We start from the raw sequence: 19,966 nt of genomic DNA on the forward strand, positions 1-19,966 counted from the left end.
ACCAAAGTCAAAAAAGCGTGAATAAGCCAATACTCAGTGGCTCGAAATTGACTCAAGTTGTTGCAGAAGCAATGCAGCCTGGGTGCGAGTACGCACATTCAGCTTACGAAAAATCGCCGTGACATGCGCCTTGATCGTCGCTTCGGAAACGCTCAGCTCGTAAGCAATCTGCTTGTTCAGCAAGCCCTCACAGACCATGGTCAACACCCGGAACTGCTGGGGCGTCAGGCTGGCAAGGCCTTCACTGGCAGCCTTGGCTTCAGCGGAAACACTGACCGCTTCGAAGGCTTGAGGCGGCCAGAACACATCACCGTCGAGTACCGCGCGAACGGCTTTCTGGATGACACTCAGGTCACTGGACTTGGGAATGAAGCCACTGGCGCCAAATTCGCGGGACTTCACCATGATCGAGGCCTCTTCCTGGGCCGAAACCATGACCACCGGAATCTGCGGGTACTGGCCGCGCAACAGCACCAGCCCGGAAAAACCATAAGCCCCCGGCATGTTGAGGTCCAGCAGCACAAGATCCCAATCGGCCTTTTCGTCCAGACGGGTTTCCAGCTCGGCAATGCTTGCCACTTCCACCAGACGGGCATCCGGGCCAAGGCCCAGGGTCAACGCTTGATGCAGCGCGCTACGAAAAAGAGGGTGATCATCGGCAATCAGGATTTCGTATGTGGCCATTTTTCAAATGATCCTGTTTTTCAAACAACTCTAGGTGCAGCCACGCAGATGCACCAACAGGGCACGTTCAACGCCAATCACATGGCTAGTCACGTAAAAATACGGCGTATCAAACAATGGCCGCGCCCCAATCGGCGCCAAGCATGCCCAGCGAAACCGGGGTGGTCAAGATACATAACCGGTACAGTTCTTTGCAGTATGGGCGACAATCAGGACATGACGGGGACGTCGTTATGAACAAATGGCATCAGCTCGGCGTGGGCCGGTGTGGCGAGGTTCATGTCCAGCTGGTTTTTCGCGTCCAGATAATGCTGACTGAACACGTCGAAATAAGCGTCCAGCGCTGACGCGGCCTCGGTATCACCGGCCAGATCGAGACACAGCGCAGCCACTTCAGCAGTGCACAAATGTTCGCTGCGGGTCGAACGGCGCAGTCGATAACGTGACAGCTTCTCGGGCAGCAGGCTCAAGATCGGCAAGCGATCAAAATATGGGCTCTTGCGAAAGATCTTCCGGGCTTCGGTCCAGGTCGCGTCCAGCAGAATGAACAGCGGACGCTTGCCGCTATCGGTCTCGACGCTGTTGGTGACGCGCTCGGGCTCAACGTATTCGCCCGGAAAGACCAGATACGGCTGCCATTGCGGATCGGACAACAGCGCCAACAGTTGCTGATCGACTTCGGTACGCGACCAGATGAACGCATGGTTATCGCGCACCACATCGGCAATCAGCCAACCGGTGTTGCTTGGCTTGAACACTTCTTTGTTGGTCATGATCAGGCACACGCCCGAGCGGGCCTCGACCAACGGGCGCCAGGCACACAAACAATGACTTTCAATCACGCGGCAATCACGGCATCGCGGCGCCCTCCAGCCACGGGCCTGGATCGGCTTGATGCCCTCCTCTTCTCGCTGATCGCGCAAGCGGGCGACGGCATTTGCGGCAAAGCGCGGGGTGACAGGGTTCATCGCAGGCGGCACCGCTGGGGATGGAAAATCGACACGAAAAACACTCGCAAGGGCAAAAAGTCGCGGCAGTTTATCAGAGCAGCCGGTGCAAGCCTGTACCGCCCAGAGCTCCTCCCCTATAATTCGCCGCCACTGAACGCACAGTCATGTGACGGGTCGAACCACCAGTCACTGAACCAGGAGAGTTTCATGCTGCGCCTTATCGTTCCTACCGCTGCCATTTTGCTGGCGTCGTCCTTTAGCGCTCAGGCTGCATCCTTGAGTGAGCAGAACCTCAACAGAGAGCTGCAAAATGTCGCCGTACAAAGCAGTGTTGGCACTCCACGGGCGATCAACGAAGACATTCTTGATCAGGGCTACACCGTTGAAGGCAAGACGCTGATCAATCACTTGAGCGTGCAAAGCAGCCATGCGGAAAAGATGCGTGCCGATCCCAAAGCTGTGTATTTCCAGCTTGGCGCCTCAGTGTGCAACAACCCGTCGTACCGCAAACTGATGGCCAAGGGCGCAATAATGCGTTACGACTTCACTGAGGTGAAGACTAACCGCTCCGTCGGCTCCGCCAGCTATCAGGAATCGGACTGCCCGAAAGCGACTCCGGCCAAGAAGAAGTAATCATCGGGAATTGGCGCGCCGCTGTTCATCCTCGGCGCGCAGTTCTGCCAACAGCGCTTGCAGATAACGTGAGCGCCGATCGGCCCCCTCCAGACGCCGACAGCACTCTTCCTCGAGACTCAAATGATTGGTCTCGGCGGATGCCTTCAACAATCGATACAGTTGCGTATCGATCTCCAGAATGACTCTGGCCATTGCTTCCCGCCTCCCTGCACCTCGCCCTTCGAGCGAAAAATCCCTGAACTGCATCAACCTATGCGTCGCGCCTTTGACGCAAAGCTGTCGTGTCACGCCTGTAATTTAGTAAATCAGAGCGCCAGACGCTTGGCTTGCGTTCAGACGAACGGTGAAATCACCTTGCAAATCCTCAATAAGCGGTTGCCAGGAAAGACTTTACGGCGCAATCATCAAGCCAGCGAGAATCTCTTCAAGGGTCTAGATTCAGAGTGTTCACGATCATCTTTTGTGGCAGAAAAGGGGCTGCCCGACCTACGTCTAAATTGTGCGAATGTTTCTTTCTCCAAGGGAACAACAAAGCCTGTACGGAAGGAGAAGTTGAATGCCTTACCAACCGAATGACCTCCTGAGCCGTCATTTCGAAGAAATCGGCCACGACCTCATCAGCAAGGTCGAAGAACAACTCAACCTGGTTTCACCCAACAGCCCCAACACCCCGATTTACCGCGACATGATCCTGACCGTGCTGCGCATGGCCCAGGAAGACCACAACCGCTGGAATGCCAAGATCACCCTGCAAACCCTGCGCGAACTGGAACACGCTTTCCGGGTGCTCGAGCAGTTTCGGGGACGACGCAAGGTCACCGTTTTTGGCTCGGCCCGTACACCGATCGAACATCCACTGTATGGCTTGGCCCGGGAACTCGGCGCGGCACTCGCGCGCTCGGACCTGATGGTCATTACTGGTGCAGGGGGCGGCATCATGGCCGCCGCCCACGAAGGTGCGGGCCTGGAACACAGTCTGGGATTCAATATCACCCTGCCCTTCGAGCAGCACGCCAACCCCACTGTCCAGGGCACCGCCAACCTGCTGCCGTTCCACTTTTTCTTTACCCGAAAGTTATTCTTCGTCAAAGAGGCCGATGCGCTGGTCCTGTGCCCCGGTGGTTTTGGCACCCTGGATGAAGCGCTCGAAGTGTTGACGCTGATTCAGACCGGTAAAAGCCCACTGGTGCCCGTGGTGCTGCTGGACACGCCCGGTGGTACGTTCTGGCAAGGCGCGCTGGACTTCATTCACCATCAACTGGAGGAAAATCGCTACATCCTGCCTACCGACATGAAGCTGGTGAGCCTGGTCTACAGCGCTGACGAAGCGGTGGAGCATATCAACCAGTTCTACAGCAACTTCCACTCCAGCCGCTGGCTCAAGCATCAGTTCGTGATTCGCATGAACCACAAGCTCAGCGACCGAGCGCTCGAACACATGCAGGAAGCCTTCGCCGACCTGTGCCTGAGCGATCATTTCCATCAGCACGCTTATAACGGCGAGGAGCATGACGAAGCGCAGTTCAGTCATCTGGCGAGACTGGCCTTCAACTTCAATGCCCGGGATCATGGCCGCCTGCGGGCACTGGTGGATTACATCAACCTGCCGGAAAACTGGGCCCATTCAAAACCCCAGCCGCAACAGCGCACGCGCGAACCGTCCAAGGTGACGTGAGGCAAAAAAACGGCCCGCTATCGAAATAGCGGGCCGTTTTATTAATCATCCATTCCTCGACCACTGAACAAGCGGCTGATCATTTCCATGGAGTATCCCCGATAACTGAGGAAACGCCCTTGTTTGGCACGTTCCCGGGCGTCTATCGGTAGATGCCCGGCAAATTTGCGCCGCCAGGTATCTTCCAGTTGCTCCTGCCAGTTGATACCGCTTTCGCGCAAAGCGAGTTCAATATCTGCACGTTGCAGGCCGCGCTGGCTGAGTTCTTCGCGAATACGCAAAGGGCCGTAGCCAGAACGGGCGCGGTAGGAAACGAAACTCTCGAGGTAACGGGATTCGGACAGCAGACCCTCTTCCGTCAAACGATCGAGTGCGGTGTCGATCATTTCAGGGAGAGCGCCGCGCTGACGCAACTTACGCGTCAGCTCGACTCGACCGTGCTCGCGTCGCGCGAGCAGGTCCATTGCGGTTCGCCGCACCGCGACGAGTGTATCGAGTACGGCGGTCATCGGATCAATCAGATATCAGCGTCAGCCAGGTCATCAGCAGTCTCTTTGACAGGCGATGCTTTGACGTCTGGCGCTGGGGTCAGCAACTTGTCACGCAGTTGCTTCTCGAGCTTGGCGGCGATTTCCGGATTGTCTGCCAGGAACTTGGCCGAGTTGGCCTTGCCCTGACCGATCTTGGTTCCTTCATAGGCATACCAGGCGCCGGACTTCTCAACGAAACCGTGCAGCACACCCAGGTCGATCATCTCGCCATTGAGGTAGATACCCTTGCCGTAGAGAATCTGGAACTCGGCCTGACGGAACGGCGAAGCCACCTTGTTCTTCACGACTTTGACGCGGGTTTCGCTACCGACGACTTCATCACCTTCTTTCACCGCGCCAGTACGACGGATATCCAGACGTACCGAGGCGTAGAACTTCAGCGCGTTACCACCAGTGGTGGTTTCCGGGCTGCCGAACATCACGCCGATCTTCATACGGATCTGGTTGATGAAGATCACCAGGCAGTTGGCGTTCTTGATGTTACCGGTGATTTTACGCAGCGCCTGGGACATCAGGCGGGCTTGCAGGCCCACGTGCATGTCGCCCATTTCGCCTTCGATTTCAGCCTTCGGAACCAGTGCGGCCACGGAGTCGACGATGATCACGTCAACCGCGTTGGAACGCACCAGCATGTCGGTGATTTCCAGGGCTTGCTCGCCGGTGTCCGGCTGGGAGACCAGCAGGTCGTCGACGTTGACGCCCAGTTTGCCGGCGTATTCAGGGTCGAGTGCGTGTTCGGCGTCGACGAATGCGCAGGTCGCGCCGGCTTTTTGAGCCTGGGCGATCACCGACAGCGTCAGCGTGGTTTTACCGGAGGATTCAGGACCGTAGATTTCAACGATACGACCTTTTGGCAGACCGCCAATGCCGAGCGCGATGTCCAGACCCAGAGAGCCAGTGGAGATAGCCGGGATCGCCTGACGGTCCTGATCGCCCATACGCATTACGGCACCCTTGCCGAATTGACGTTCGATCTGACCCAGGGCCGCAGCCAAGGCTTTCTTCTTGTTGTCGTCCATTAAAGTCCTCACGTAATCAATAAGGCCTGACGGCCAACACCTGTATAAGTAGCCAGTATTATTCCACAGCGTTTCAGGATCGCCTACCCCTGATTTGAGATTTCTCCAGCGGCATGGCGCAGCAGCCCCTCTAGCGCGGCCTTAACCGTTTGTCGGCGGACCTCATCGCGGTTACCGGCAAAGTGTTGCTCCTCGCTGAAGACCCGCTCGCCAACGCCCCAGGCCAGCCACACCGTGCCCACCGGTTTACTCGGAGAACCGCCATCCGGCCCTGCCACGCCGCTGACCGCCACGGCAAAACGCGCCTGGCTTTTGTCCTGTGCACCGCGAACCATCGCCTCGACCACCTCGCGACTGACCGCACCGACCGTCGTGAACAACTCGGCCGGTACATTCAACTGCTGGGTTTTCTGGCGATTGGAGTACGTCACATAACCGGCCTCGAACCACGCCGAGCTCCCCGGAATACGGGTGATCGCCTCGGCGATCCCACCGCCTGTGCAGGACTCGGCGGTGGTGACATGGGCATTGAGAACCTGCATGCGCCTGCCAAGCTCAGCGGCCAGCTGGGTGATTTCTTTCACGGGCTTCTCCTGATCGAGCGGAATGAGAACTACCGTACACGAGCAGATCGCGCTTGCAAGGCGCAGGATTGATCAAAATGTTAGCGAGTGACGGCTCTGATATAAGCCTGACACGCCTGCAAGGCTATCAGTCCGCTGTCGCCGGCATCGGTAATGGCGATAATTCGTTGAGCATGCGCCGGGTCAAGTCGGGCTCGCGCAACTCCATGATCCACGCCGCCGGCGCTGGAGGTGGCTGGCATTGAACAACCCGAGGTGGCGTCATCGGCATCGAGGAGGACTGACAAGCGCACATCAGTAGTGGCAAGACGATCGCGCAAGCGACCTTGATCACGTTGGGCATCGCTAAGCGCTCGAAAATGGGTTTGTTCACTGGTTGAAAGACGCTGTTCAAGCGCCTGACGCTTGTCCTGCTCGGCCTGTTGCTGCGTTGCCGCCGCCAGCGCCAGCCGATTCAACGCCTCGGCGTGCACGCGGGCCTGTTCCGCCAATTGCCGGCCATACCGCCAATCCTGGAAGTGCCAGGCCAGTGCCGCCGAACTTCCGGCCAACACAGCCAGAAATACAACAAGCGCAATTGCCCGGCAGGAAACCGGCATCAGACTGAAGACTGGCATAGCACCGTCCTCGCCCGCGCCCACAACAACAGACGATCTTGCAGGCCGTTAAGCCCACCGTTGATGCGACGAGTGATGGTGTTGAACTGGTCGCGGTCGGCCAGTTCATTCAAACCATTCAGTTCCCAGAACCACGCCGCAGACAGCGCGGCGTACTGCGGTTGTATCAGGAGATCTGGATTGCCGATAAGGTCAATACCGAGGTCATCACCGCACTCCTGATAGTTTGCTCGGCCGGTGATCTGGATCAGGCCGCGACCGCGATATGTCCACCCATCACTGCTCGCGGCATTGCCATTACCCATGCGCGAGGCATAGGCAATGTTCGCGATCTTCTCCGGCTGACGTGCGCGCGCAGCAGCCAGATCAGCCGGGAACCGGCTTGGCCACGTCGCCATCAGACTCGGCGCGTCGTAGTTCAAGTTCTCGACGACGCGGGTGAGTTGCCCGGACTCATGTCCTATCTGCGCGATGAAGGCCGCGATTCGCTTAGCCGTGATGATCTGAAACCGGACCATGGCTGTATTCAGGACAGGAACAAAAACGCCGGCAACTGGGCCGGCGTTCGGGAGGATCTGCAGCAACTGCTGCTGGGTGATGGGCATACTTTTCTCCGGGAAAAAATAATCCGGCTTGGCGGGCATCGGAATTGCGCTCTCGGCTATGGAGAGGTCGGCCACACAATATTGGTTGGGTAACCTGGTTGCTGATCAATCTTTTTCAGCGCTAACTGGTAGGCCGCGTAGGCCTTGAAGGTCGCCGTATCCGCTGCATCGAGCAACCCGGCAATGTAGGCGTTAACCATGCCGGCAGTGACTTGATTGGCCGCCGACATTAGCGCATTGCACTGAGCCTGAGCGACCGCAGCGGCATCAAGCAGCCACTCAGAACCGCTCCAGACGTAGTAAGCACCGGGACAAGGGAGCAACGTATATTCGCTTGGGAGCTCGCCAAGCTCGGACCACTCCTGCGCTGCCCCGGTGGTCACGCTGTACACCGGCCCGCGATGATCGGCGAGTTGAACCGGCGTAGAGTTGACGAGTACCCAAACATTGCCCGGATCAGGCGTCGGCAACAAGTCGGCCAGCTCGACGGCATTGCTCGGCAACTGAAAGCCCAGGCCGGGAACTTCGGGAAGAGAAACCGGGCCAACCAAGACACCCAGTGCATCAAACACGTAAATGGACATATAACACCTCAGATCAATTTAATTCGGGCCGGGTAGGCAATGTTTATCGGACGAGTCTCAGAACCTCCGGAGTACCCCGAGGCCCCGGCAACCCACTGCGCGTAATTGTTAGTACCACCACCCATCATTGTCGTGCCAAACGTACCTCCACCCGGCAGGGAGTGGTTGTGAGATCCTAGTTGGCTGGCCTGCGAGCTACCCGCCGCACGATTCGCGTCAATTGCGGCAGTCTCATCAGCGGAGCGCTGGAATCGACCACGGACATCTGGACAACGGAACGTGGTGGCACCGTCGCCAGAAGTCCATCCACCCTCCATGCCGGCGCGAGCGGCTTCCGTGGTCAGCATTCCTGACTGTTGCGCGTGGTCCCACAACCAGGGGAAAGCGGCCCGCGTGAACAGCGAGCCGTTCATGGCGCCGTAACCACCGGGACTCAACGAGGACGTGGTTTCAAGCACCGACCGACCCAGCGGGGTACCGTCATAACGACTTACCGGCCACCAGCTGCCCGCGCCATCACTGCGCAAATGCCAGTAATCGCACGCCCCCATCAGGACCAGGAATGAATATCCAGCCGCATTCAGGTGGGTGTGAAATTTGATTTTGTCGGTCCCTGACGCAGTGACAACAAGGGTATTGGTAGTGTTATCCAAGCGACGAACAATGAAGTCAGTCACGCCAAGTGCAGTGTTGACGGCAGGTAGCGTGATCGTCCGGTTAGACGCCGTCGCGTCAATAATGACCAACCCCTTCTGCGCGGCGGTCAGCGTGGTATCCGCACTGATGCTGGTGACACTACCGGTTATCTGGCCCAGTTGGGCCGCGTGCTGGCTTTGCGTTGCTGGAGCGATTTGCTCAGCCGCGCCAGTGCAGAACAGCAGAATGTAAGAGCCGCCGCCGATAGAGGTGTTCCACTGCACCCATGCGTCACCGTTGGCGACCAGCTCGCCACCTCGAAGGGCGGAATGGGCACCCCCAACCATAGCGACGGCCCCTAGGCCGTCGTTGATCGTGCAGGCGCCGGTGTTCGCCGTCTTGACCTTGAAGCGCAGGGGTTGGCCTTCGACGCGGGCGGTGATCGCCGGCGTGAAGTTGCAGACGTAGTTATTGGCCGTGCCGGTGTCGATGGCAAAGCTGCTTGCAGCAGATTGGCCAAGGGTACCGATGGCTTTCAGCAACTGCGTCAGGTCAACCTCACTGGGGGCCATTCCCGCCGCTGCAATCACATTCAACATCTCGCTCGTGACTGCGTTGCCCCATGTCGACGGAATCAAAGATCCCGGCGTTCCGGTGACCAGGTTCTCATCCACAAACCGTCCATTCCCTAGCCCGACGCCGGGCACACTCTTTGGATAATCCACTTTTCTATCCTCTAGTCATAATTGATGTAAACCAGCGTATGCGCTGGTGCACTGCGGTGTATCAAACATTCCAAGGCATTGCCCGGGTTCATGCCAAAGCGCTCGCCCCAGTAGCTGGCGCCGAAACGCCGCCCAAGCAGCAGGCGGCCGCCGGTGTTGAGGGTCCACATGAACTGCGCCTGCGAGGTACCGAAATGCGCCGCACCAAAACGCGAGCGCCCCATACGCGGCGCCCTGAGTTCGGTGATGGTGGCGTTCGGGTAGCCTTGAGTGCGGGCAATCTCGATGAAATAGCTGATGGTCTGGCTGCCGACCGCGAGCAGGCGCCGGCGTACGGCGAGACGGCGATCTTCGAACAGAGGGGTGGCGCCCAGGCACGGATCCGGCAGGTTCATCACCCGTTCCCAGTCGGGCACCAGCTCGCTGACGCCAGCCGGGTCCATTTCATTGAGCAGGTCAGCGGCACGAGCGTCGAGGCGGGCCAGTTCCTGGGCGACGCCTTCAAGGACATCTTCGAGTTCCGGGACCCGCTCGGGATCCCACGCAGGACCGCTGGGCAGCAGGTTGCGCAGTTGGGCCTGGTATTGCTCGGCAGTTCTTATCACTGCCATACGCAACCTCCGAAAGTCAGCAACTGGTTAGCTGCAGCCTCGACATCAGCGGTTGGCGACATGAGTTTGTGGTCACTTTCCCCGGCGGTGCTGCTGATTGCTTCGCGAATGTGGCTTACCAACAAGGTTTCCCCCAGCCCCGCCTCGCGGTTGTGTAAATCACGCAACTGCGCCTCGACAGCCGCGCGTACAGCGGTGGTGTCCGGAGTCAGGCTCAGGCTGTAGGTCACCGGCAACGGCACCGGAGGCAGTACGTGCAACTCGGCGGTAACCTGGCGCAGTGGTTCTATGTAGGCTTGAACTTCTGCCAGTTGAGCTGCGTCCGGGATCGGTTGCGGATCGTCGTCACGCATCACGAACAATGCGACAGTCCCTGCCCCCAGATAATTGCCGCGACACCAGGCACGGGTCACCCCCGGACATTCGAGTGCCCAGGTTTCGTAGTCTTGCGCCGAACCGCCGTGAGGAATGATCCGGTAAGAACGAATCACCCGGGATCGCAGGGACTCCAGACTTTCCAGAGCGATTCCGCCGGTCAACCCCGGCGCCAGCACTGTGAAGCTGTTGCCGATAATGCCCAGAATCGGCTGCACCGGAATCAGGGTCATGCCGGCATCGGCATTTCCAAGGCTGCCGGCATCGAGGGCGGCGATGGTGGTGCTGTTGAGACCACTGCTGGTGGTGCGTGAAGCAGTGACTTTATAGGTGCGACCATCGCTTGATTGCAGCAAGGTATCCACATCAAGCACAGCACCGGCACTAGCGATAAAACTGACACTGCCGGTCGCCGCTTGCGCGGCTTTACGCGGTTGGTTAAGACGCAGTGCGGCGATCCGCTCAAGGGTCGATTCATCGGCCTTGTCCGGAAGGATCTGCTCAGCGATCCAGTTCAGATAGCCATACAGGCCATAGGCGGCGCCGCCGAGGGTGCGGGCCAGCACTTGCGCATCGGACTGGCGCAGCGAATCGCTGGCCAGGTCGCTTTGGGCGCGTTTGATCAGCACCGGCAGCGAAGGAGTTTCAAACGGCATAGATCACCTGCCAACTGTTATCAGGGTTGATGTCCAGGCGCTCGCCGTCGGCCAGGGTCAGGACCGTGCGCAGGTTCAGGCGCTGGGCGTCAAGGCGTTCGCTGATGATGTCGATGGCCCTGCAGTGGCCGTCATCGAGCAGCCACTGCAGGGCTTCTCGGGCATAGAACTCGGCGTCCATCTGGGTCTGACGGGTCAACTTGACCCGGCGCAGCAGCCACAGCCGCGAGCCGATACGATCGTCTGCAATAGTAGGAAAAGAGTCGCCCCACCAGCCGAAACGCTCCTCGTCGTCGAGAGCATCGTCATCGGCGGCGCGGCGCCAAGTGAACAGGCTGATCAGCACGGAGCGGGTCAGTGCGGCGTGAAGGTTTTGGCTGATAAACATCACTGCCCTCCTGCCGGTACGCCGGTCTGACCGTTGCCCGCCTGCACACCGACGTGCACGTGTTTGATCTGGCTGATGCTGCCCGCAACCTGATCGCCGGTAGAGACGATCTTGCCGGTCTGATTGATGACTGGCGTGTCGATATTCACAGCGGTGCTGGCGCGGATGTTCAAGGTCGAAGTTTCAATGTCGATGATCCGCCCGCGCCTGAAATGGATCTTGTCGCCTTCGTCGGTGTAAATCGCCACTTCGCCCTGGGCCAGGGCCTTGAGGCGATAACGGCGGTCGGCGACCACCAGCACCACGGCGTGAGAACGGTCACCGCCCAGAAACGTGGCGATGCCTTCAGCGCCGGCCAGCGGATTGCTGGTGAAACCGTAGGGTTCGAAGTGTTCCATGTCATCGTTAACTTCGCCGGCGGTGAGGCGCATTTGCAGCGATTGAAGCTTGGTGGCCGAGTTGGCGAGCACGACAGTGCCGCGCGCCAGGAGGCGTGTCAGTAGGCTCATTGGGTTTCCTCAGGAGTCGGGGCAAACACAGAACACCTGTGGGAGCAGGCTTGCCTGCGATGGCGGTGGATCTGTTAGATAACTGTCGAATCAACTGCCGCCTTCGCGGGCAAGCCCGCTCCCACAGGTTTAGCGTGAACCCTCAGGTTTTCTTCGGCGGCGTGGGGTTGGCGTCGAACGTGTGAGGTGGCGCGACTTGCAGGGTTGTGATCGAGCCCTGCTGCGAAAGCGAGTAAGTGACCCTGGAAATCAGCATGTCGCCATCCACTTCCAGCACCGGATCCTTGACCCGTACCAGTGTGTTATGTCGCCACAAATCGCCGTTCGCTTGGCGCCAGCCTTGCACTTGATAGCTCGTGGCCAGGGCTTTACCCATGCGGGTTGCGCTTTCCCAGTTGGCCCTTTGCAGGGCCAGTTCGGGCGTAATCTGCATGCCTTCATTGATCACAGTGTTCCGCCGTCGCTTGAAGCCCAGGTCAGTAGAAACCGCCTCGACCTCACTGACCGCTACCCCGTTTTTCTGGTCGCTGCCCTTCTGCTGCCCGATCACCCGGTATTCGGAGAACACCTGGCTGTAGTCCATCGGCGCACTGGCCGAAAGAATATTCTTGCCCAACTCCAGTGCTTCACTGGCCCGCCCACCGCTGCCCGGCCGGGCCAGCACGATCCGACCTTGCGCATCATCGGTGGAAAACACCCGGAACAACGTCAGCAACCGGTCGATGGACTGGAAGACCGTTTCCCCCGGGACGATGGTGTGGCTACCGAGGCGGGCTGTCTCCGCAATCTCGCTGACGACATAGCCGCCATAGGATGAGGCAAGGTCCTCAACGATCCGCAGTATCGACTGCTGGTGCCACTGGTTGGGTTTGTTGGTCGCGGCGCAATCCACCAGGTCCTGGGTTTTCGAACTGCCTTCGATGCTCAGGCTGATGCGCTGCCCGTCATAGCTGATCGGTGCTTTGAACACATACCCGGTGAGCACCAGATCATTGCCGATGCGCACTTCGCACGGCGCACCGGGTTGAATCCGGCGCACCTCGGTTTGCCCCGGCCATTGCCAAGTGATGTCAAGTTTGAAGGTGCGGAACTGACGTTCCAGGTCCGCCGTGATTTCTACGCTTTTCCAACCGCCATATTCCAGATTGTCGACAGTCAGGGTGACGCGGTTATCCTGATCGCTCATGGCTATTCCCCGGAGATTTTCAGTTCACGCAGCGGGAGAAAGCCAGGATGGACAACACTGTTGCTCTGAGTTACTTCCAGAGCCCGGGTAGCATCAGCCACCTGTTTATAAATCGCTACCAGTGCCGGCAGGCTGTCCTGGAACGACTTGCTCACCAACCTGATACCCGACGATGCAACAGCCTTGAGGTGCGCCTTCAACTTTTGGCGCAGATCGGCCGCTGCCTGATAGTGCGCAGGATTGGCCTTGTCCTCGACCAGTTTGATTGCCTCTTCAATTTCTTTGAGCGCCCTTTGCACATCATCAATCACAGGCACCTCCGGACGGGTGACCGGCTGCTCTACCTGCAGATCCAGCGGTGGCGGAGAAACTTTCACTGGCAACGTCGCAATCGGCAACAAGGCCACCCATTTGGCGACCTGTACCACCAGGGCATCCTGCACCAGATTGGTCAGCGCCTGAGCGGCGGCCATAGTGTCTTTTCCGGTGGTCAGCTTCGGCGCATCTGCCTTGCGGATCGCTTCGACCTGCTGGGAGACGTTGGCAATCACGCCACGGTATCCCTCACGGGCGAAGTCCTTGAGCTCTTTGATATCACTGAGCAACCCCTTGAACTCTGCGGCGACTTCCTTGGGCAGTTCCTTCACCGCTTTGACCAGGTCACTGATCTGCCGGTACTGGTCGATCAGCGGCTGCAGTTGCTGCTGAATCACTCCGTAGATGTCCTTGATGCTGTTGCGCAGGTCGGCAATGCCGATCCGCGCCGCCTGGATCAGGCTCATCGCATCTTCGAAGCGCGCCACCGCCGAGCCCAGAAAAGTGTCGGCCGACGCCAGCAACAGTTTCTGTGTACTGACCGCCGCGACCGGAAACGGCACCGGCACATCCGGGTAGAACTTCAGGGTAAACGTCACCAGCCCGCCGTCCTGGCGGGTGTGGGTCATGTCGCATTCGCCGACCTTGACTTGAAGTCGCCCAAGCCACGGATGGACCAGCTCGCCATTGCCCTGTTCCAGCGCCTTGAGCAACTTGTCGCGCTGCTCCAGGCAATCGGGGCCGACGATGAACGCCGTCAGATCGTAGACCTTCGACTGTTGGCCAAGGCCTTCGAAATACGGCAGGTCTCGCTGCGGATACTCATGCAGCTGGCCTTTTTGACCGACCGGGGATTTCGCCTGGTCAACCCAGAATCCGACACCCCGAAAGGACGCCGGCATCAAACGATCACGCCAGCTCATTGGAACCTCCAAGGGAAAGTGAGCGGTAGCCGATGCGCGAATTGAGCATCAGCGCCGGTTGATTGGTTTGTGGTTGATCGGTGCGCATGCCGGCCGGCGCATTTTCGAAGCGCACGGTCAGGCCGCCTTCGAGTTGTGTGCGGTTGTTGGTGGCGGTTTGCTGGATCAGGGCACTGGAGTTTTGTGGGAGATTGCCGGGCAACACTGAAGTCGCCTGCGGGGCCAGCGTGCTCTTGCGGAAGAACGAAGGCGCCAGGCCATTTTCGCCGTCAGTACCGGGCTTGCCATTCTGCTCGGTGACACTGTCGACGTTACCGGTGATTGTCGCGACAAAACCGGAAAGGTTGCCATCCAGCAACGTTCTGATTGGCCCTATCACAGCCTGGAGTTTCGCCGACAAATCGCTGAACCACCCCAGTAGCGGTTCCCAGTTTGTTGTGAATTGGTCCTTGGGCGACCAACCGAATAGAGACTGGAACAGGTCTTTTACTGCCTGTAGCGGGCCAGTCAAGGACTCCCACAAACCAGCAAAGTAACCTTCCACTCCTTCCCAGCAAACGCGGACCCGTTCGTGCGCCGACCAATCGAACAAGCCTTTGAGCAGGTCCGCCACCGGCGCGCTCATTGCCCAAATGACATCCCATAGCGCGGCAAAAACACCCGCCACCGGTTGCCAGGTTTCTTCAATTAGCGCCTTGGGCGACCAGTCGAAGTACGATTTGAGTGTGTCCTGCCATCCGGCAACTGTGTTGATCACGTTGTTACAGACATCGTTGTAAATACTAACGACCGCTCCAACCGCCTTGTCGACCTGCTCTTTTGGCGACCAGTCAAAGTATGGTTTGATTGTGCCCACCCATCCGGCAACCGTGGTGGTGACGCCGATACCGGCTTTTAAGAAGGCAGACTTCACCTCATCCAGTGATTTGCGGGTGGAGGCGGCGCCCCTGTCTATGGCGCCGGACATATAGTCGCTTGCTTCATTCCAGTGTTTCTTCACAACCTCACCCGGCTTCCAGTCGAACAGTTCCTTGACCTGGGTAAGCGCAGCGTCGGTCGCATTTGAAATGCGTTGCCAGAGCCCGGTGAAAAATCCTGAAATCGGCTGCCAGTTGTCCATTATCAATCGGGCGCCGATAACGAGGACCGCGACGACCGCCGCGACAGCAGCGGCAATCACGCCAATCGGCGAGGTCAGTATGCCCATCACCGTGGCCAGGCCCATCGCTGCCACCGTGACAACGGTGAATGCCACCGCGGCGGCGGCCAATCCTTCCACCAGATAAGGGTTGTCCGCCACAAACTGGCCGATAGTGGTCATCACCGGCGCGAGCGCAGTGACGATGCTATTAAGGGCCGGCAGCAGTGCCTGGCCGATTTTCAACGAAATGTCATCCAGCGCCTTGTTGAATTTGGCGAGCTTGGCGGACGTTTCCCCCAGGATGACTTTCGGGGCTTTGAGCCCTTTGAGATTGCTGGCCTTTTTCGCCAACTCATCCTGAGACGCGATCGCTTTTTTGATGCTGTCTTGAAACGGCTTCAGCAAACCGCCGCCGGAAATGAATCCAGAGAGATCCAGCGGCTTGAGACCGCTGTCCTCCATGATCTTTTTAAACGCTGCGACCTTGCCACGAATGCCCTTCAGCTCGGCGTCCAGCTTCTTGACGCCCTGCATCACCACAATCATGTTCACCGTGGCCTGGATATTCGGCTGGTTCATGTTTATCTGTGTATTCGCCATCACTGCACCTGCTGCATCGCATTGATCCGTTGCGCGTGCTCCAGTGATTCGCGGAGCACATCCAGTGGCCTGGCCATCATCTGTTCGGGGTCAACCTTCCAGAACCAGGCCAGGTCATAGGCGACTGAAATCAGGTCGGTGATGGCTCCGACGCCGCACTCATGAAAAAACTCGCGACAGCCCAGCTAAGCGCGTTGAGGTCAGCCAGATCCAACTGGTTGACCGACGACGGCGGGATGCCGGCGCACACGGCGATGTATTTGGCCGCGACGTCCATGTCGAGGCTGACTTCTTCGCTTTTGTCGATCTTGTACGGCAGCGCCTTGATCGCTCGAACTTCCTGCACCGTTGGGCGGCGCAGATTGAGTTCGGTCAAGGGCTCGCCGTGAGCTTCGATCGCAACCTGAAGCTTCACGGCGCCAGTCATTGCCAGGTCCCCTTGATGCCTTCGAATTTCAGTTCGATGGTGGCGTCATCACCTTTGGAGACAGGCTCTTCAACCAAGTAAGCGCCGGCCAGTACGTAGACTTTGCCGTTGCTGAATTCACAGGTGACGGTCATGTCGGCGCCTGCGATCAGTTGCTTGAGCGGGAAGTCAGCGGTGTGCAGCGCCGTCACTTTGAACGATGGGGAAATGTCGGTTTCCTTGTAGAAACCCGGTACGACGGTTTCCCGTTTCACAGCCATCAACGGCGCTTCGCAGCCGCCATTGATAGTCAGTTGAGCACCGTCCACTTTGACGTAGCAGGTGCCCGCAATCAGTTGACCCATGGTGTTACTCCCTTCAATAAAAAGCCCACGCGAGGTGGGCTGAAATCACACAGTCAAAGGCAGCGATCAGGCTGCGTCGTCGTACTGCAGACGGAATTGGTTGAGCAGCGCAAACACGCGCAGGCCGTTGATGTAATCCGGCGGGAACAGCACGTTGACCCGGCTCGGGTCCTGCACGTCGCGCTCGACGATCAAGTGCTCGGCAAACAGCTCGGCGTTTTCGACGTGGCCTTCCAGTTCGAGCTTGGCGTACTGGGCGATCAGCTCGCCGCGGATAGTGCTCGGGGTCACGATCGGCTGGCCGGCGCCGAAACGGGTGCCGTCAGAGGCCAGTTTGTGGCGACCGTATTTGCTCGTAATTACGCTTTGCAGACGACGCACGATGAAGGCCGACTGGTGCATGGTTTCGCTGTCCAGGTAGGAGTTGTCTGCCTGGCCGTAGGCGTTCTTCTGATAGGTGGTAATCGAGCGCTGAATGCGCACGTAGCCGCCTTCGTAGTACGCGGTGGCGATCCCGTAGTTGAGCAGCGACTGACGCTCGGTCAGGGTGAAACGCTCACTGGCGGGTGCCGGGTCCAGACCTGGCAGGCTACCGCTTTGTGTCGGACGGCTGGCGTCGGCGGAGATGAACATCGACGTGCGCGCAGCGAGTGCGGCGGCCTGAACCCAGAATGGTTGTGGTACGCCTGGCTCCAGCGCCTGAAGGGTCATGTGCTGGTCATTACGCGCTTGGCCGGCAGCGACCAAAGTCCCAAGGGTGCCGCGCTTGGCGCTGTAGACATGACCGAACAATTGCTTGGCCCACGACCAACGACCGGTGCTGTCATCCATGACGGCTTGCCAGGTGTTGAGGGTGCTCAAATCCGAGAATGGCATGCAGATGAACTCGAACGGTTCATCGCCCAGCGCCGCTACCGCTGCGACCTGATCCGGCACACCGGCACCGCCGGTCATGGCGGTGATGGCCGTGGTCAGACCGGCCGGAGATTCTTCGCCGTTACTCTTGCCCAGGCGATTGAATTGCAGGCTGATGTCGTTACCGCTGTCGCCAGTCCATTTGGCGCTCAGGGTCACGATGCCTTCAACGGCCGCAGCGCTGACCGGCAGATCTGCCGAGGCGTTGATTTTCAGCGACAGTGCGGTAGCAGCTTGAGCTGCCGTGGCGCCGTTGACGATGGCCGCTTGAACGCGAACGCCGCCGACGTACAGGTTGAGCACACCGCTTTGAGTGGCCGCGCCGGTCAGGGTCAACACGCCCTTGGCGATGCTGCCTTCAGTGTTGTGCAGCGGCAGGCACCAGATCTCGCCGATCGGGTCGGTCTTGCGCCAGGTTTCATACATCGAGGCAAGCATCGAGCCCTGGCCGCCAATGCTTTTAGCCAGCGCCACGCTGGACACCAACACCAGTTTTCCAGTGTCGGCTGGCGCAATGTTGTCGTTGACCTGAGCGACGATCAAACGGCGCATGGCCGACGACGCGCTATTGGCCGCCGAATTGTCCATCTCGGCGTAGAACAGCGGGACACGAATGTCCGAGGGGATGTTGCTGAATCCGATCGCCATTATTTGGCTCCCTGTGGTTTTTCCGCTTTCACGGCTTTGGTAGTGATATCGCCATCGGCCAGACGCCGACGCCACCAGGCGTTGTCCGGCACTTCACGGCCCTCGAGGGGCAACAGATCGCCCGCTTCCGGGTCGGGCACGGCGCGACCTGGGGCCGGCAGCACGGTGATGCGTTTGCTCATGGGGTTACGTCTCCAGAGAAAGTCAGTTCCAGGCGCCCGTCGGGGCCCGGGCGTTTCAGATTGGGGTCCGCCGGATCGATCGCATCGACCCGCACAGTGGCCCCGGTAAAGGACGTCAAGCCGTCCAGTTCACGTTCGTGCCAGCTCTCCGCAGGCTGACCAGGCAGATTGCGGCCGAGCTGGAACTCGGCAAAAAAGCGCAGGCGATACAACACGCGACTGCTGTTGAGGGAAACCAGTTCGCCACCGTCATATTCGATGGCGGCGTAGTCGCTGCCGGGTTTGAAACCCACCAGTGCGCGCCACAGTTCTGCCCGCAAGTCGTGCAACAGATCCAGCGCTTTTGTAGCGTCGGTTGCTTCAAGCACCAGAGTCACTTCAAAGCGGTCCCGGATAGGTTGCTGGGTCAGATTTTGGGCAAGGCTATTGCTTACCAGATCAGCAAGCGTAATGACGTAGGCGCAAGGGGTTTGCAGCAGGTTTTCAGCTTGCAACGTAGCAAGGTCGATACCGGCAGCCACCCGGCTGGCAAGCGTTGGGCAGTAATCACGCAGTTGCACGATCAATGGAGTGATCTTCATGGTTTTTCACCAGGCGATAAAAAACCCGCCTAGGCGGGTTTGAAGGAAAGGTACTGGCCTTGGAAAACCCGCATCCTTGCGGGTCGGGTGCCGGTCGGCACCGCTGTTCGCCAATCCATTGGTCTTGGAGTTTCAGCGATCCTGACTGGCGTCGCGCGGCGGCACTTCGCAAACACCAATCCGCTTGGCCGCCCAGCGCTCATAAAGGCCAATCGCAACGTCCGCCCCGGCCATCGCCGTCAGGCAACCAAACGCGCAGGCGGCCCAGATCGACACGCCGGCGGCGTACAGCAGCATGATTGCCGAGACCCCGCAGATGACGCAGGCCCCGGAACGCAGCGCCAGGCGCCGCAGCAGCGCCCAGCCACGGGCGCCGTCCTTGTCAGCGCGCCACATTTCGCCGGACACCCCGCCCACCAAGGCGAGGACGATGACAAGCCAGATAGGCATGTCCAGCAACGCTTGTTGCTCGTTTGTCATGTCACGCCTCCTGGGGTGATTGATGAGTGATGTGTTTGTGTTTGAACCGGTGCCGATTGAGGAATCGGCGACAGGTAGGCATTCCAAAAAGCCCGGTATTACTCCGGGCTTTTCAGTAATACGGTCCCGCTGACCTTTCGGCGCTACTGGCGCGGTACGAGTCCATTCAGATTGTTTTTCCGACCGCGGTCCCTGCCCGCCGGATAACTGCTTCTGGTGCTTTACGCTGCACACCCGGGTCAGTTGCCAACCCTCTGAACCGTTGAGGCCGGTTCATCGCTGCCTTTGTGGTGGAACTAAAGAGCTTCGTTTCGAGCTGCTTTGTTGAGCGGCTTGAGACAAAGAATATGCATGGATGCATATACAGTCAATGCACAAATGCATTTATTTATGCATCTGAATTGCACTGACGCATGAAA

General features: G+C 58.8%; 25 protein-coding genes. 2 read left to right on the top strand and 23 right to left on the bottom strand.

Going from position 1 to position 19,966, the window contains the following annotated elements; all coding sequences use genetic code 11:
- Positions 1-33: 33 nt before the first annotated feature.
- Both erdR and BLQ41_RS29100 read right to left on the bottom strand, forming a co-directional pair.
- Entirely contained in the window at positions 34-684 is a 651-nt protein-coding gene (erdR, locus tag BLQ41_RS29095; protein WP_090187701.1) for a response regulator transcription factor ErdR, read from the bottom strand.
- 209 nt (positions 685-893) lie between these two features.
- Positions 894-1,652 carry a tRNA-uridine aminocarboxypropyltransferase gene (locus tag BLQ41_RS29100; protein ID WP_090187704.1) on the bottom strand — a complete coding sequence of 253 codons (759 nt, stop codon included), beginning with the start codon at positions 1,650-1,652 and terminating at the stop codon, positions 894-896.
- A 189-nt stretch (positions 1,653-1,841) separates the two neighbouring features.
- On the opposite strand from BLQ41_RS29100, the gene BLQ41_RS29105 reads away from it, so the two are divergent.
- Entirely contained in the window at positions 1,842-2,267 is a 426-nt protein-coding gene (locus tag BLQ41_RS29105; RefSeq protein ID WP_090187706.1) for a PA3611 family quorum-sensing-regulated virulence factor, read from the top strand.
- Here BLQ41_RS29105 and BLQ41_RS29110 read toward each other — a convergent pair whose 3' ends face one another.
- On the bottom strand, positions 2,268-2,462 hold the full coding sequence (locus BLQ41_RS29110) for a hypothetical protein (protein WP_090187710.1): 195 nt from the start codon (positions 2,460-2,462) through the stop codon (positions 2,268-2,270). It lies immediately after the preceding gene.
- A 364-nt stretch (positions 2,463-2,826) separates the two neighbouring features.
- Here BLQ41_RS29110 and BLQ41_RS29115 point away from each other — a divergent pair, with 364 nt between their 5' ends.
- Positions 2,827-3,945, top strand: coding sequence for an LOG family protein (locus BLQ41_RS29115; RefSeq protein WP_090187713.1), 1,119 nt, complete (start codon positions 2,827-2,829; stop codon positions 3,943-3,945).
- Positions 3,946-3,986: 41 nt separating this feature from the next.
- Here the strand turns inward: BLQ41_RS29115 and recX are convergent, their stop codons facing one another.
- From recX to BLQ41_RS29215, 20 genes are all read right to left on the bottom strand, one after another.
- Positions 3,987-4,454, bottom strand: a complete 468-nt coding sequence (recX, locus tag BLQ41_RS29120; RefSeq protein WP_090187716.1) for a recombination regulator RecX — start codon at positions 4,452-4,454, stop codon at positions 3,987-3,989.
- An 8-nt stretch (positions 4,455-4,462) separates the two neighbouring features.
- Positions 4,463-5,515 (bottom strand): recombinase RecA, encoded by a 1,053-nt coding sequence (recA, locus tag BLQ41_RS29125; protein ID WP_007907270.1) that lies wholly within the window; start codon positions 5,513-5,515, stop codon positions 4,463-4,465.
- 83 nt (positions 5,516-5,598) lie between these two features.
- Complete coding sequence (locus tag BLQ41_RS29130; RefSeq protein ID WP_090187720.1) at positions 5,599-6,099, bottom strand: CinA family protein; 501 nt, start codon at positions 6,097-6,099, stop codon at positions 5,599-5,601.
- An 80-nt stretch (positions 6,100-6,179) separates the two neighbouring features.
- A complete protein-coding gene (locus BLQ41_RS29135) occupies positions 6,180-6,716 on the bottom strand; it encodes a lysis system i-spanin subunit Rz (RefSeq protein ID WP_090187723.1) in 537 nt (178 codons plus the stop codon).
- Positions 6,698-7,321 carry a glycoside hydrolase family 19 protein gene (locus tag BLQ41_RS29140; RefSeq protein ID WP_090187726.1) on the bottom strand — a complete coding sequence of 208 codons (624 nt, stop codon included), beginning with the start codon at positions 7,319-7,321 and terminating at the stop codon, positions 6,698-6,700. The genes BLQ41_RS29135 and BLQ41_RS29140 overlap by 19 nt, the downstream gene beginning before the upstream one ends.
- A gap of 56 nt (positions 7,322-7,377) precedes the next feature.
- Positions 7,378-7,905, bottom strand: coding sequence for a tail fiber assembly protein (locus BLQ41_RS29145; protein WP_090187728.1), 528 nt, complete (start codon positions 7,903-7,905; stop codon positions 7,378-7,380).
- A gap of 8 nt (positions 7,906-7,913) precedes the next feature.
- Positions 7,914-9,266 (bottom strand): phage tail protein, encoded by a 1,353-nt coding sequence (locus BLQ41_RS29150; RefSeq protein WP_090187731.1) that lies wholly within the window; start codon positions 9,264-9,266, stop codon positions 7,914-7,916.
- 11 nt (positions 9,267-9,277) lie between these two features.
- Entirely contained in the window at positions 9,278-9,877 is a 600-nt protein-coding gene (locus tag BLQ41_RS29155; RefSeq protein ID WP_090187733.1) for a YmfQ family protein, read from the bottom strand.
- Positions 9,868-10,908, bottom strand: a complete 1,041-nt coding sequence (locus tag BLQ41_RS29160) for a baseplate J/gp47 family protein (protein ID WP_090187736.1) — start codon at positions 10,906-10,908, stop codon at positions 9,868-9,870. The genes BLQ41_RS29155 and BLQ41_RS29160 overlap by 10 nt, the downstream gene beginning before the upstream one ends.
- A complete protein-coding gene (locus tag BLQ41_RS29165; protein WP_090187738.1) occupies positions 10,898-11,296 on the bottom strand; it encodes a phage GP46 family protein in 399 nt (132 codons plus the stop codon). The genes BLQ41_RS29160 and BLQ41_RS29165 overlap by 11 nt, the downstream gene beginning before the upstream one ends.
- Positions 11,296-11,805: a phage baseplate assembly protein V gene (locus tag BLQ41_RS29170; protein WP_090187741.1), complete on the bottom strand. Its 510-nt coding sequence runs from the start codon at positions 11,803-11,805 to the stop codon at positions 11,296-11,298. The genes BLQ41_RS29165 and BLQ41_RS29170 overlap by 1 nt, the downstream gene beginning before the upstream one ends.
- Positions 11,806-11,947: 142 nt before the next feature.
- Positions 11,948-12,991 carry a phage baseplate assembly protein gene (locus tag BLQ41_RS29175; RefSeq protein ID WP_090187743.1) on the bottom strand — a complete coding sequence of 348 codons (1,044 nt, stop codon included), beginning with the start codon at positions 12,989-12,991 and terminating at the stop codon, positions 11,948-11,950.
- 2 nt (positions 12,992-12,993) lie between these two features.
- Complete coding sequence (locus tag BLQ41_RS29180; protein ID WP_090187745.1) at positions 12,994-14,229, bottom strand: DNA circularization protein; 1,236 nt, start codon at positions 14,227-14,229, stop codon at positions 12,994-12,996.
- On the bottom strand, positions 14,216-15,970 hold the full coding sequence (locus tag BLQ41_RS29185; protein ID WP_090187748.1) for a phage tail tape measure protein: 1,755 nt from the start codon (positions 15,968-15,970) through the stop codon (positions 14,216-14,218). Before BLQ41_RS29185 ends, BLQ41_RS29180 begins: the two co-directional genes overlap by 14 nt.
- A 130-nt stretch (positions 15,971-16,100) precedes the next feature.
- Positions 16,101-16,397: a phage tail assembly protein gene (locus BLQ41_RS29190; protein ID WP_046054588.1), complete on the bottom strand. Its 297-nt coding sequence runs from the start codon at positions 16,395-16,397 to the stop codon at positions 16,101-16,103.
- Positions 16,394-16,741 carry a phage tail tube protein gene (locus tag BLQ41_RS29195; RefSeq protein ID WP_046054587.1) on the bottom strand — a complete coding sequence of 116 codons (348 nt, stop codon included), beginning with the start codon at positions 16,739-16,741 and terminating at the stop codon, positions 16,394-16,396. Before BLQ41_RS29195 ends, BLQ41_RS29190 begins: the two co-directional genes overlap by 4 nt.
- A gap of 66 nt (positions 16,742-16,807) precedes the next feature.
- On the bottom strand, positions 16,808-18,304 hold the full coding sequence (locus tag BLQ41_RS29200; RefSeq protein WP_090187750.1) for a phage tail sheath subtilisin-like domain-containing protein: 1,497 nt from the start codon (positions 18,302-18,304) through the stop codon (positions 16,808-16,810).
- Positions 18,304-18,486, bottom strand: a complete 183-nt coding sequence (locus tag BLQ41_RS29205; protein ID WP_090187753.1) for a DUF2635 domain-containing protein — start codon at positions 18,484-18,486, stop codon at positions 18,304-18,306. The genes BLQ41_RS29200 and BLQ41_RS29205 overlap by 1 nt, the downstream gene beginning before the upstream one ends.
- The gene (locus tag BLQ41_RS29210; RefSeq protein ID WP_090187756.1) at positions 18,483-19,067 is read right to left on the bottom strand and encodes a phage tail terminator protein; all 585 of its coding nucleotides are present in this window, start codon (positions 19,065-19,067) and stop codon (positions 18,483-18,485) included. Before BLQ41_RS29210 ends, BLQ41_RS29205 begins: the two co-directional genes overlap by 4 nt.
- A gap of 132 nt (positions 19,068-19,199) precedes the next feature.
- Positions 19,200-19,547, bottom strand: a complete 348-nt coding sequence (locus BLQ41_RS29215) for a phage holin family protein (protein WP_090187760.1) — start codon at positions 19,545-19,547, stop codon at positions 19,200-19,202.
- Positions 19,548-19,966 lie beyond the last annotated feature (419 nt).

The sequence above is a fragment of the Pseudomonas arsenicoxydans genome (assembly GCF_900103875.1).
GTDB classification, from domain to species: Bacteria; Pseudomonadota; Gammaproteobacteria; order Pseudomonadales; family Pseudomonadaceae; genus Aquipseudomonas; species Aquipseudomonas arsenicoxydans.

What these genes read in the sequence shown, in the direction of transcription:
- recA (WP_007907270.1), bottom strand. Translation starts at nt 5,515, where the DNA reads ATGGACGACAACAAGAAGAAAGCCTTGGCTGCGGCCCTGGGTCAGATC.
- BLQ41_RS29115 (WP_090187713.1), top strand. Translation starts at nt 2,827, where the DNA reads ATGCCTTACCAACCGAATGACCTCCTGAGCCGTCATTTCGAAGAAATC.
- BLQ41_RS29135 (WP_090187723.1), bottom strand. Translation starts at nt 6,716, where the DNA reads ATGCCAGTCTTCAGTCTGATGCCGGTTTCCTGCCGGGCAATTGCGCTT.
- BLQ41_RS29200 (WP_090187750.1), bottom strand. Translation starts at nt 18,304, where the DNA reads ATGGCGATCGGATTCAGCAACATCCCCTCGGACATTCGTGTCCCGCTG.
- BLQ41_RS29155 (WP_090187733.1), bottom strand. Translation starts at nt 9,877, where the DNA reads ATGGCAGTGATAAGAACTGCCGAGCAATACCAGGCCCAACTGCGCAAC.
- erdR (WP_090187701.1), bottom strand. Translation starts at nt 684, where the DNA reads ATGGCCACATACGAAATCCTGATTGCCGATGATCACCCTCTTTTTCGT.
- BLQ41_RS29100 (WP_090187704.1), bottom strand. Translation starts at nt 1,652, where the DNA reads ATGAACCCTGTCACCCCGCGCTTTGCCGCAAATGCCGTCGCCCGCTTG.
- BLQ41_RS29170 (WP_090187741.1), bottom strand. Translation starts at nt 11,805, where the DNA reads ATGAGCCTACTGACACGCCTCCTGGCGCGCGGCACTGTCGTGCTCGCC.
- BLQ41_RS29185 (WP_090187748.1), bottom strand. Translation starts at nt 15,970, where the DNA reads ATGGCGAATACACAGATAAACATGAACCAGCCGAATATCCAGGCCACG.
- BLQ41_RS29195 (WP_046054587.1), bottom strand. Translation starts at nt 16,741, where the DNA reads ATGGGTCAACTGATTGCGGGCACCTGCTACGTCAAAGTGGACGGTGCT.
- BLQ41_RS29215 (WP_090187760.1), bottom strand. Translation starts at nt 19,547, where the DNA reads ATGACAAACGAGCAACAAGCGTTGCTGGACATGCCTATCTGGCTTGTC.
- BLQ41_RS29145 (WP_090187728.1), bottom strand. Translation starts at nt 7,905, where the DNA reads ATGTCCATTTACGTGTTTGATGCACTGGGTGTCTTGGTTGGCCCGGTT.
- BLQ41_RS29190 (WP_046054588.1), bottom strand. Translation starts at nt 16,397, where the DNA reads ATGACTGGCGCCGTGAAGCTTCAGGTTGCGATCGAAGCTCACGGCGAG.
- recX (WP_090187716.1), bottom strand. Translation starts at nt 4,454, where the DNA reads ATGACCGCCGTACTCGATACACTCGTCGCGGTGCGGCGAACCGCAATG.
- BLQ41_RS29165 (WP_090187738.1), bottom strand. Translation starts at nt 11,296, where the DNA reads ATGTTTATCAGCCAAAACCTTCACGCCGCACTGACCCGCTCCGTGCTG.
- BLQ41_RS29175 (WP_090187743.1), bottom strand. Translation starts at nt 12,991, where the DNA reads ATGAGCGATCAGGATAACCGCGTCACCCTGACTGTCGACAATCTGGAA.
- BLQ41_RS29105 (WP_090187706.1), top strand. Translation starts at nt 1,842, where the DNA reads ATGCTGCGCCTTATCGTTCCTACCGCTGCCATTTTGCTGGCGTCGTCC.
- BLQ41_RS29180 (WP_090187745.1), bottom strand. Translation starts at nt 14,229, where the DNA reads ATGAGCTGGCGTGATCGTTTGATGCCGGCGTCCTTTCGGGGTGTCGGA.
- BLQ41_RS29205 (WP_090187753.1), bottom strand. Translation starts at nt 18,486, where the DNA reads ATGAGCAAACGCATCACCGTGCTGCCGGCCCCAGGTCGCGCCGTGCCC.
- BLQ41_RS29160 (WP_090187736.1), bottom strand. Translation starts at nt 10,908, where the DNA reads ATGCCGTTTGAAACTCCTTCGCTGCCGGTGCTGATCAAACGCGCCCAA.
- BLQ41_RS29110 (WP_090187710.1), bottom strand. Translation starts at nt 2,462, where the DNA reads ATGGCCAGAGTCATTCTGGAGATCGATACGCAACTGTATCGATTGTTG.
- BLQ41_RS29140 (WP_090187726.1), bottom strand. Translation starts at nt 7,321, where the DNA reads ATGCCCATCACCCAGCAGCAGTTGCTGCAGATCCTCCCGAACGCCGGC.
- BLQ41_RS29210 (WP_090187756.1), bottom strand. Translation starts at nt 19,067, where the DNA reads ATGAAGATCACTCCATTGATCGTGCAACTGCGTGATTACTGCCCAACG.